Raw genomic sequence first — 11,742 nt, forward strand, 5'->3', positions numbered from 1 at the left:
GTTTCTATAAGAATAGATAAATATACTTGAAGTTGCTAGGAATTTTGAATAACTTTGACTACTAGATTGAACCTTCCCTCCAAATTCAATCATTTAAAAATCACTTCAATATATTATATTGTTCATAGCTAAATTGTTTTCTAATAAAAATTACTTACTTTCAGGTTATTTCGCTTTGGCAAAAATACTCAACTTTCTTTAAATATAAAAAAGGAAGCACTAAACATAACCTTTTAGTGCTTCCAATTATTTCTCTATGAATCTTGCTTAACCTGACTTTCCTTTTCACCCTTTAGCTTTTCAATCTCTTGAATTAATTCCTCTTCATTCACATAATTGTGATAGAGAGCCTCTTGCTGCGCTAATGGATTCATAAATTGGTTACCCGCCTGTACCTCTGCCTCCATTAATGAAATTCGCTCCTCAGCGCGTGCAACTCCTTTCGTTATTGCGTCTGTATGGAAGGAGGCAGTTACATTTTGAATTTGTTTAATCGATTGTGCCACATTAGCACGTGACGCTAATAACACCTTTTTATGCTGTAGCTCTCTGTAAATTTCCTGAAGCTCTTGTAGCTTTTCTTTAAGAATTTTCGTTTGCCCTTGAATTGCTTCATATTGTTGCTGATAGACAGCAAGTTGTTTCTCGTGAATTAATTTTTCATGAACAGCTAATTTCGCCATATTATCCTCTTTATGATTAATCGCAAGCTTTGCCTGTCTCGTTCTTTTGTCGATTAAACTTTTCGTATCATAGATAAGTGTCGCTTGTTTATTTTCTACAAAAATTTGCCGAGATAGTGCTTTTTGAGCCTCCAACATTTCCTGTTCCATCTCTCGAGAATATTCATTTAGCATCGCTATCGGATCTTCCATATTATCTAAAAGACGATTTATATCAGCCTTTGCAATAGTTTTTATTCTTTTAAATATCCCCATTTTTAATCATTCTCCTTTTTAGTTGTTAGATTTTTTTCCCATTGATCTAAAATTGTTTCATTTTGATTCATCGGTTTGTGAGTGCTCATTAATGATGTATTGATTAGCTGTTGCATCGAAGAAGCTTGTGATTTCTTTCTTAACCATTTCATTAAGAACACAACAATCACAATTCCGATAATGAGGAATATAAGAAACCCTAGCAAAGGAATCCCTCCTCCATGATGAGGACCATCGATCATCCTCCCTCCACCAAAGTCTCCTCTTGGCATCATGCTATCAGGTCCATGTCCGTGCGGTCCCATCGCTAGAGCATTATAGCCTCCAAACAAAAAGTAGATTCCCAAAACAAATGGAGTAATTATCGAACCCCAAGCTATCGTTTTTTTCATTTTCATTTCTCCTTTCATTGTTGATGGGTATAGTTTAGTAGGGTTTGGTGAAAAATTGGTGAAAGTTCCTATCTAATATAAAAATTTTTGAAGGGATATTGATCTTTTAATAGATTTCAAAAAAGCGATACTTAAAGTTGAAAAAATGTCTAAATATGACACTTATAAAACAGAAAAAGCCGACAAGAACAACTTGTCGGCTCGTTTAGAAAGTTCATTTAATTAATATGCTGTCCAACCAGCATCTCCAGTTATTACTGTTCCGTTTACAAAGCTTGATTCATCAGAGGCTAAGAATAGAGCAATATTCGCAATATCCTCAGGCTTTCCTACACGTGGATTTATAGCTAATCCAGGTTGAATTCGTTCCATTCCAAATGGATTGACACCAGTCATAGAAGAACTGATATTTGTTTCAACTCCACCAGGGGCAATTGCGTTGCAACGAATCCCTTTAGTCGCATACATGTATCCAGTATTTTTTGTGAAACCAACAACAGCATGCTTAGAAGCCGTATAAGCGGCACCTGCTCTTGCCCCTTGTAATCCACCTGCGGACGCAACATTAATAATTACACCAGATTGTTTTTCTAAGAAAATTGTTAATGCTTTACGTGTCGCTCTCATTACACTTGTCGTATTGATAGCAAAAATTCTTTCCCATTTTTCATCTTCAATATCACCAGCTGGTTCAAAGTTATCCATAATACCAGCATTATTCACTAAAATATCTAAAGTACCGTATTGACTAACAGCAGTATCGATTAAATTTTGAATATCTTCCTCTTTAGCAACATTGGCTAATACAGCAATTGCCTCTCCACCATTTGTTTTTATTTCCTCTACTGTTTGATTTGCAGCGTCTAAATTGATATCAGAAACGACTACTTTTGCCCCTTCTTTTGCATAAAGAATTGCAATTGCTTTCCCCATTCCTGATGCTGCCCCTGTCACGACTGCTACCTTATTTTGAAGTCTCATCATCCATTCCTCCAAATTCTATAGTAAGTTTGTTCAATTTTTAATAAACAGTTGTTGATTAGCTAACTACTAACTATAGTATAATTTCCTATAAAGAGATTATACAATCAGCAAAACATGAGGAAATTGTCTATTAATAAACAGATTCACAACTAATGTGCAATAAAAAAATATAATGAACATCGGAGCAGAAAAATGTCTAATAAAAATGACTATATTGACAGAAGAATTGTGAAATCTAAAAAAGCGATGAAAGATGCAATATTATCATTAATGAAAGAGAAGGATTTTAATGAAATATCGATAACTGATATTGTCCGTTTTGCAGATTTAAACAGGGGAACCTTTTACAAGCATTATCAATATAAAGAAGACTTATTCAATGAAATCATAGACGAAGTGCTCACAAGCCTAGTTGATTCATATCGTGAACCATATAAGGGCATTCAATTACTAGAAGTTAATAAACTCACTACATCAGCAGTTAAAGTATTTGATCATGTACAGCAATATTCAAATTTTTACTCGCTTATTGTTCAACCAAATGTGTTAACAGGATTTCAACAAAAATTTTGCGCTGTCTTAAAAGACTTAACCTTGAATGACTTAAACGACTCCTTCCCAAATCCGAGAGTAAACAGAGAGCTACATGCTAGTTATCAGGCATATGCTATTTTAGGTTTGATTATAGAATGGATAAACGGAGGCTTTATTTATAGTTCAACTTATATGGCCGAACAATTGTTAGAAATTCTAAAACATAGTATAGCCTCTTCAGTTGTAAAAACAAATTTTGAAAACTAATTAATCGAGAGAAATATCTTCTATCACAAAAAAATCTGAAACTCTTCATTAGCAAGGGTTTCAGATTACAAATTAGTTACCGATTAAAGGGTATAATATGAACTTCATGTTCAGCATTTACCTTACAAATTCAGTCCAATAATTCTTATTACTCAAAAAGATAATTTGATAATGTGGAAGACTTCAATTTATTAGACAAAATCCTATATTCCCTCTGACATTTAATCATCTTCATTCGATACTAAAAATTGTTGTAAAGCTTGTTTGTTTTTGTCCAAGTCAATTTTTAGCACTGCCCCAACGTCTACCGTTTCGTCCTCATAGGAATCTTTAACTGGTATGCGAATCGTTTCCATGGATTTTGATTTGCCAGTAATTAATCCCTTTCCTATTGATATAAGAGTTGGAGCATCTACATTAGTATCAATATACGGGTCAGCCATTCCAAGTATCTTTGGAAGGTTTACTATATTATGAATACTGATCGCTTGATCTTTGATTTTTGAAACTACTTCTTGCTGTCTTTGTACTCTACCAAAATCACTCAATCGATCGTGACGAAAACGAACATATCCTAACAATTCATCTCCACGTAGCACTTGAGTGCCCGGATGAAGTGTCATTCCTATCCCATAACTCATTTCATAAGGTATATCAACTTCAATCCCATCTGGTGCAATAAGATCTACAATTTTGGTAAAACCCTCAAAGTCAACAATTGCATAGTAGTTAATATCTATATCAAAATTATATTTAATTGTCTTCCTAACTAGCTCTGGTCCACCAAAGGCAAATGCAGCATTCATTTTTTGCATGCCATGATCTGGAATCTCTACATATGTATCTCTCATAATCGAAGCTATCTTCATTTTATGAGTGTTTTGATTATAATGGGCAATCATTAATGTATCAGAACGAGCTTGTTTCTCCCCTCTTGAGTCACTTCCAATTAATAATATGTTTATTTCTCCAAATTGAGGCTCAGCTCCTTGGAAGTCACCGAATAGTTTTCCATCATTTTTATATAGGCCATTCCTTGCTTCGGATAAACCACTCTTATATTGATAGATGCAATAGCCGGTAATCGCTACACAAACCATAAGCAGTATTGTCACTATTCGTTTTATCCGCTTCCTCTTTTTCCTGATAGGTTGTTCTTTCACCATATTGCATACATCTCCTAGTTATATGTTGAATATATCATTTTTTCCATTTAATAGGTTTAACGATAGTTTAACTGCTACTGCATCGTCCAAATATCCAAGTGGAAAGAGATAATCAGGCATGACATCTACTGCAGTAATAAAATAAATGAGTGCACTTCCCATTATTACTAATTCTAATGTTGTTCCTTTTCTCATACGAAACTTGTCAAACATTCCCTTTAATTGATTAATAAACGGACCAATACTTCCTGTTTTTTGTACCTTCGTCTCAAAATTGCTAAGAATATTCTCTTTTCCTTCATCTGTTTGCGAATACTGCTGATAATTTTGCAGCTTTTCTTTAATTCGCTCAATTGAAAATGAGTCATTATATACTCCTGAAGCTTGAAGAGTACTTTGAATACTTTCAAGAGATTCATAGATATCCGTGTTCTCTTTTTTCTGCTTTAATTCATAACCAGCAGCAACAAATAATTCATACACTGGTATATCCAGACACCTTGCAAACTCTTGTAAATGCTCTGGTTTTGCCTTTCTTTTACCATTAATAATTCTTGATATAGACGCAGCATCAATAGATGTCATTTCACTAAATTTTCTTATGGAAATTGAACGTTCTTTTAATAATTCCTTAAGCAATAAACCGAGTTTATTCTCTGAAATTTGTTCTGCCACTTTCGTTCATCACCTTTCTTACTAATTCCGCTTGATCATTTTATTTTAAAGAAACATTTTCTGGATTAGAGTTTTAAAATCTTTATGAAATATAACCGAATGTTGACACTTTGTCAACGTTCGGTTATATTTACAACATCTAAAAACAACTACTAATACATAATTTTTGACGTATTGTCAACGAATTACAAATAGATAAGGTGTGTAAAGCTTGAAAAATTCTATTCTATATATCTTGTTAGTATTGTCATTTATTATAAACATCTTTTTTACTATTACATCAGCTTTAGATGGCGAGTCGGACGTAAGTGACACAAAATTATCCTTTTCACTAAGTGATATTAAAGGGAATCCAGAAGAAGCATTATTAAAAGTCATTCATACTACTAAAAAGGAGCTTAACATTGCCATTTACAACTTTGATAATGAACAAATCTTAGCTGCAATACTGGATGCTGAGAAAAGAGGGGTATCTATTAGAATTATTACTGATGCAAAAAAGGCAGAAAACAGCGATAGTTGGGCTATCTTTCAAAATCTCAAAGAGCACAACATACCTATTAAGATTAATAAAGAACAGAAGATGCATATGAAATTATCAATCTCTGATAAAAAAACTGTTGTAACAGGCTCTTTTAACTATACAAAAAAATCAGCGGAAGAGAATCAAGAAATCCTTCTAGCTATAAACGACATCAAAATGGCAAAATCAATGAATAAAGTATTTATGGAATTGTGGGAAAGTGATTCGTTAGAGGAATTGGATTTGTAACTTAAATATTAAAACTACAAAACTACTTAACTTTATAATAGGGATAACCGCTACTTTTGTACTAGATTTTTCACTTTTCTTCTCTTTACATATGCAGACTTATTTCACACTTTATCATGATGTAATCCGTCAAAAGAAAAAGCTACTTTAGAATAGAACGTATCATTACCTTCTTTTCAAAGTAGCTTTTTAAAATGTTCATTGCAAATTCGTTTACAATCTATGATCCTATATTTTCTATATTCACAATTAATTGGTCAGCTTTAGCTATCAAGATAGTTTTCGCCTTCTCCGTTACTTCATCCTTTTTATTCTTTTGCTCTAGCTGTCTAATGAATTTTTCTAAAAACGAAATTCCTTTAGAATAAGAACCTTTATTAATATGATGCTGAGCTTGCTTTAACGAGTTCTCAAGCTGAGATGCTAGCGAGCCTTTAACATCACCTTTTTCTACAAACGAAGCTACTAAGCTATTTAATGCTCCAAGTTCGCCTGGCATCCAAATAGTAGGTGTCGGTACTTTTCCCCAATTCGTGTCTGAAGCGAAATAATAACTAGGATAGGACGGCTGATTATATCCAACATTTTGCCAAGCAATACCTGTTCGATATTGAGCATCATGCATTAACGTATAGAGTTTTCGATCCGTTACCTCCGTACTCAAGTAAATCCGAATTGCCTGACTATCTTCTGTTCGAACAAGCAGCTCTTCTCGCCAATCTCCAAATATATCAGCGACTAAGGATGGATTTCCCTTTGTGTAGTTATTTGTTCTCGTATTTGATGCTGTCAGAACTGTGCCCTTTTTCCAATCTTGGATGGTTGGTGTTTGATCAATAGAGCCATTGACAATTTGTGTTGTCATATCTGCAGACCATTTAATATTCATATTCGTTCCTGGAGCATTTGTACTAAGCCTTTTTCCATCTGCTGTCCATAGACCTACCGCCCATGTCTCCAATCCTTCCTGTTCTGGAAGAACATCTCCAATCATCCCTCTACCTGTATCCTTCCCTGTATACCCACCATAAATGACCTCACCTGTTGCAGCATCTCTTAGAGAATATCCATATGGAGCATAGCTACCACCTTCATGTACCATAAAAATCTCTAATCCTGCTTTATTCGGATCGATATCAGCTACATGTAAAGCATCACCATGACCTAATCCTGCTGTTACACCTGGTGTCGCACTTTCAGGTGGCATGACATCACTTGAGCTATATAACAAGGATCCATCATGATCAATTGTTGCCGAGCCGTAAATAATTTCCTGCTTCCCATCACCATCAACGTCTGCAGTGCTTAGTGAATGAGCACCTTGAGTTGTAAGGGATCCATACTCCTCGCTTGTTCCCAAGCGACCGTGCGGACCATCATTAAACGGATTTGTCATAGGAGTCCAGCCACTATCAACATCCCATTCTTCTTTAAGATGCTTTCCATCCCAGCTATAAGAAACCATTGTTGTTCTAGTATAGTACCCCCTAGTAAAGACTGCATATGGCTTTTTCCCATCTAAATAAGCGACACCAGCTAGGAACCGGTCAACTCGATTACCAGGCTCAATTCGGGACATTGCATAATCCCCCCACATAAGCCCGTCATCATGACGTCCATATTTGTAACGAATTGTCTCCATTTCTGCTCCTGTTTCTCCATTAAAAACCGTTAAGTACTCTGGGCCATTAAGGATAAAGCCCTCAAAATCTCTTAGATCATTGCGCGCACTTCTACTTGGAGCATATACATCAATAAAATAGTCTGCTAATTTTTTCGCATCTTCAGTAGACAATGGATAATTAAATTGCTTTTCAATACCAAAGCATTCCTCAAGTGTTGCCGGCCAATTCCCATTAACAACCTCTTTTTGGGTATGCCAATTTTTGAACATGTCCACCAGATGATTATAGTAATCTTCACTGTTCATACGATAATCATCTTCATGGCTGTATCCAGCTTGCTTATCCTCCTTGAGCATCGTAATAAATTGTTCAGACACTACCTCGCCTTTTTTGTTGAACTTAATGACTTTTGTTCCTGGTGCTGTTTTAAACATAAGTTCTGATTTTCCATCGCCATCAAAATCATATACGAGAAATTGTGTATAATGAGCTCCTGCACGAATATTGACTCCTAGGTCTATACGGTAAAGCAATGTACCGTCCATTTTGTAGCAATCAATATACGTTTTACCTGTATATCCTTTTTGAGAGACGTCCTTTGAATTTGTCGGATCCCACTTAACAAAAAATTCGTATTGTCCGTCACCATCAACATCTCCAACACTCATGTCATTTGCTGTGTATGAATAAGCCTCCCCACTTGGTGTTACACCATCTTCTGGCTTTTTCAGCTTTAAATCAAAATATGTATTATCCCAAGGTGAAGCTTCAGCGCTTTGCTCAATTTCTTTGCCATTTTTAACAGCCGCTACATAATACTTTGATGTAGCAGAACCACTGTCATCTAAAAAGTTTGTACTATCCCTTACTGTGGCAACTCTTTTACCATCTCGATAAACATTAAAATTAACACCTGTTAATCCTGATTCTGAATGGCCTGATACTTCATTAGCTAAAAGTCTCCAGCTTAAAAATATACCTTCAGAGGTAGTTGCCGCAACAACCCCTCTATCAAGATATTCTAGTTGGATCGAACTGCTTTGTTTAGAACGAGCAGCTTCAGAAGCTTTGACTAAAGGTGTTGAAAACGGTGTAATTCCAGATAATGTAGAAGTTAACATAACCGTACTCATTAAAACAGATATTCTTTGTACTATTCCTTTTCCCACCTTCATTTACCTCCCCATTTTCCATCCCATTATGATGTATTTTCTAAAATTGACTATTTTCCTTGAATCACCACCTCCAAACAAAAATGTAAACCCTTACATTTCTTTGTTTACTCAAAGATGAAATCTTGGTTATTTTAATAGAATTGACTAGAAAAAAATAGATAGATATCAGAGATTAATGTTAAAAAAACAGTGAAGTTTTTACTATAGAACAAGTAAAAGGAGATGAAGCTCTCAAAATCAGCTTTATCCCCTTTATTTTAACCACTTGAACCTAGTAAAAGAATCATTTTGCCAGACACTTTTGGCTCAGTAGCATCTTTATTTAAGTTTTATTGTGCTAAAATACTTTCAGCTTGCTGTCTAAATTGTTTTGCAGCCTCTTCTGGTTTCATAACTCCATAAGCCATTTGATCAGCAAAGTTCTTTAGAAGATTTATTACTTCGCCTGCTTCAGTCGGATCTGGGCCATTATATGGTGAGCTATGTTCCCCAGCCCAAGCGACATAATTGAATACTTGTTTTTGTGACGGAGTCAATAACGGTAATAACGCTTCTTGGACTTTCGGAGAGCCAGGAACACCGCGATCACCAAGCATTAATTTATTGGCCTCAATATCGTTCGTTAAGAAGTCGATAAATTTAGCAGCTTCAGCTTTATGCTTGGAGCTTTCGGCAACAGACCAAAACAAACTCGGCTTTAGGAATAGGCCTTTATCTGCATTTGGTCCCGGTAAATTGGTCATTTCAAGTGGACGATTTGATGCTTCTTGAATCCCAACAAACTGATTAGACCACTGAATAAGACCAATAGATTGTTGTTTAACAACAGGATCATCCTCTAACCCTTTAACTTGCGCGCTTGCATCAGGTGGTTGAATCGCCTTCTCTTTCACTAAATCAGAATACATCTTAAAGAAATCCACAAATAACTTGTCATCATCATAGCCCAAGGCTGTACCCTCTTCACTATAAAGTCTTTTTCCATTCGTTCTTAAATAATAATTAAAAGATACATCTGGTGCCGTTCCTGGTCCATTTTCAAAATACAGTCCTTCTTTAGCTGCCTTTTTAGCCATCTCGATATAATCATCCCATGTCCAATTATCAGGAATTTTATCTACGCCAATTTTTTTAGCAATGCAGGATCATATTGATAACTAAGAGCATTTACCCCACCGTTTAACCCATAATATTTATCACCAATTTTTCCACCATCGAGAAAGTCCTGGCTCAGATCTTCTGTATTAATTTCTTTACCAAAGAATGGTTTTAAATCAGCTAATTGATTGTTATTTGCATACTGTGTAATGTAAGAAAGGTCCATTTGAATAATATCAGGAAGCTTATTCGCTGTTGCTTGAGGAGCCATCTTCTTCCAATAATCATCCCAGCTTGCATATTCAGGTTGGATTTTCACGTTAGGATGCTGCTTTTCATACAATTCAATAATTTCTAATGTATAATCATGTCTTGGATCAGATCCCCACCATGCCATACGAAGTGTAATTTTTTCATCTTTACCCGCCCCTGAATCTGAATTTGACTCACTTGACGTACTATTACAAGCTGCTAACGAAAACACTATGATTGCAGATAAAACTAACAGTAACCACTTTTTCATTTTATAACGCCCCCTTGTTCTTATCATTTTTTTATCCTTTCGCCGTTCATCACATTTAAAATAGATTTATCACCCCCTCTAAAAAACTTTAAAACTTATTGATTTTCTTTCTGTTCATAATTTCTTAATATTCCCCACTACTTTTTAAGCGCTTTCATAAAGTTCCATATAAAGTGGTACACCCTAACTTTCTCCTTATAGTCTAATTTAGGACATCATTATCCTTTCTTTCTTATAATTAATTAAATTTATTCAAGAGTTGAAACTATCATGCGTAACACTTAACTTCTTATACTATGTATGCAAAATAATATCCCAAAATAGTTACCCTGCTTTATAGCTTGATTGTTGATTATTTGAAATGACTTTTAAACTATTGGTGTATATGAATTTTGTAAATGTAATGTTGATTTAAATTATAAATTATTGAAGGTTCGATTTTTCAGAGACCCGAACATATAGTGTAGGTTAGTGAAGATGATTTTTTTCTCTTAAGTAGATACGCAAATTTATATGCTCTACTGCATAAATTATGAGAGCAAAAATATTAAATTGAAAATGCACCACTGATTCTAAACATAGAAAAAGAGGCTATTATCAATAATTTGCCTCCTAATACAACCTATATTTAAATCATTTATCACTCTTATCTTAATCTAATTTAAACCAAATCCTTGTTTACTTAGCCATGCTTGACACAAATCAGTCCATTTATTAACGATTGGAACTTCCTCAGCAAGACCTAAGCCATGACGTCCGCTAGGGAAAATATGCATTTCAAATGGTACCTTTTGTTTACTTAATGCTTGTGCGAACATAAGGCTATTCTCAACAGGAACTGCTGCATCATCAGCTGTATGCCAAAGAAAAATTGGTGGTGTAGCTTCAGAAACATTTCTTTCACTCGATAATAAAAGTCGCTGATCTGTACTAGCATTTTCTCCTAATAAGTTAATGATTGAGCCTTCATGATATGATTCCATAAAAGAAATAACCGGATAGCAAAGAACCGCAAGATCTGGCTTGCTGCTTTCCCTTTCAATCAAATCACTTGCATTTTTGTTACCGCTATCAAATTGAGTAGCTGCTGTTGAGACAAGGTGACCTCCTGCCGAAAAGCCAAGTATTCCAATTTTTTGTTTATCAAGATTCCATTTCTCTGCATGATAGCGCACATATCTGATTGCGCGCTGCAGGTCATGTAGTGGAACAGGATGTTTATATGGTGCAACTCGATAATTTAGAACAAACGCAGATATTCCGAGACGGTTCAACCATTTTGCAACAGGCTCTCCTTCATGATCAGCACGTCTTGCATAGCCTCCTCCTGGACAAACAATAATTGCGCCATGTTTTTCTTGCTTCTCCAATAAATAAGCTGTAATAATTGGTTCCTCTTCCCCATTTTCCCCTTGATTGTAAGGCACGTTATCAGGCCATAATTTATGGATCAAATGAAGCCCCCCCCCCTTAACAAGTTTACTTTTACATAGAAAAATCCTTTTACTCTATAATTCTATTTATTTCAAATTTACCCTTTTTCTTTTCGTTTTCTGCCTTGAAAATTAATCGGAGCTAGCTTCTGTACAACAG

General features: G+C 35.1%; 11 protein-coding genes. 2 read left to right on the plus strand and 9 right to left on the minus strand.

Features of this window, described 5'->3' with window-relative positions:
* Positions 1-254: 254 nt before the first annotated feature.
* The 3 genes from HU235_RS10830 to HU235_RS10840 all read right to left on the minus strand — a co-directional run bounded on the left by HU235_RS10830 (position 255) and on the right by HU235_RS10840 (position 2,311).
* Positions 255-938, minus strand: a complete 684-nt coding sequence (locus tag HU235_RS10830; protein ID WP_174880236.1) for a PspA/IM30 family protein — start codon at positions 936-938, stop codon at positions 255-257.
* A 2-nt stretch (positions 939-940) separates the two neighbouring features.
* Positions 941-1,330 carry a hypothetical protein gene (locus tag HU235_RS10835; protein ID WP_095298492.1) on the minus strand — a complete coding sequence of 130 codons (390 nt, stop codon included), beginning with the start codon at positions 1,328-1,330 and terminating at the stop codon, positions 941-943.
* Between the two features lie 222 nt (positions 1,331-1,552).
* Positions 1,553-2,311: an SDR family oxidoreductase gene (locus HU235_RS10840; RefSeq protein ID WP_095298489.1), complete on the minus strand. Its 759-nt coding sequence runs from the start codon at positions 2,309-2,311 to the stop codon at positions 1,553-1,555.
* A gap of 195 nt (positions 2,312-2,506) precedes the next feature.
* Here HU235_RS10840 and HU235_RS10845 point away from each other — a divergent pair, with 195 nt between their 5' ends.
* Positions 2,507-3,115, plus strand: coding sequence for a TetR/AcrR family transcriptional regulator (locus tag HU235_RS10845; RefSeq protein WP_095298487.1), 609 nt, complete (start codon positions 2,507-2,509; stop codon positions 3,113-3,115).
* 221 nt (positions 3,116-3,336) lie between these two features.
* Here the strand turns inward: HU235_RS10845 and HU235_RS10850 are convergent, their stop codons facing one another.
* Positions 3,337-4,281, minus strand: a complete 945-nt coding sequence (locus tag HU235_RS10850; RefSeq protein WP_095298485.1) for an LCP family protein — start codon at positions 4,279-4,281, stop codon at positions 3,337-3,339.
* An 18-nt stretch (positions 4,282-4,299) separates the two neighbouring features.
* Positions 4,300-4,956, minus strand: coding sequence for a helix-turn-helix domain-containing protein (locus tag HU235_RS10855; protein WP_095298483.1), 657 nt, complete (start codon positions 4,954-4,956; stop codon positions 4,300-4,302).
* Between the two features lie 211 nt (positions 4,957-5,167).
* On the opposite strand from HU235_RS10855, the gene HU235_RS10860 reads away from it, so the two are divergent.
* Positions 5,168-5,728 carry a phospholipase D-like domain-containing protein gene (locus tag HU235_RS10860; protein WP_095298481.1) on the plus strand — a complete coding sequence of 187 codons (561 nt, stop codon included), beginning with the start codon at positions 5,168-5,170 and terminating at the stop codon, positions 5,726-5,728.
* A gap of 220 nt (positions 5,729-5,948) precedes the next feature.
* On the opposite strand, the gene HU235_RS10865 is transcribed toward HU235_RS10860, so the two are convergent.
* From HU235_RS10865 to HU235_RS10875, 4 genes are all read right to left on the minus strand, one after another.
* On the minus strand, positions 5,949-8,528 hold the full coding sequence (locus tag HU235_RS10865; protein ID WP_095298479.1) for a rhamnogalacturonan lyase: 2,580 nt from the start codon (positions 8,526-8,528) through the stop codon (positions 5,949-5,951).
* A 329-nt stretch (positions 8,529-8,857) separates the two neighbouring features.
* Complete coding sequence (locus HU235_RS25290) at positions 8,858-9,604, minus strand: extracellular solute-binding protein (RefSeq protein ID WP_267905713.1); 747 nt, start codon at positions 9,602-9,604, stop codon at positions 8,858-8,860.
* Between the two features lie 41 nt (positions 9,605-9,645).
* A complete protein-coding gene (locus HU235_RS25295; RefSeq protein ID WP_267905714.1) occupies positions 9,646-10,149 on the minus strand; it encodes an ABC transporter substrate-binding protein in 504 nt (167 codons plus the stop codon).
* Between the two features lie 656 nt (positions 10,150-10,805).
* Complete coding sequence (locus HU235_RS10875) at positions 10,806-11,603, minus strand: alpha/beta hydrolase (protein WP_174880237.1); 798 nt, start codon at positions 11,601-11,603, stop codon at positions 10,806-10,808.
* Positions 11,604-11,742: the final 139 nt, after the last annotated feature.

Source organism: Metabacillus niabensis, from assembly GCF_902829255.1.
GTDB classification, from domain to species: Bacteria; Bacillota; Bacilli; order Bacillales; family Bacillaceae; genus Metabacillus; species Metabacillus niabensis.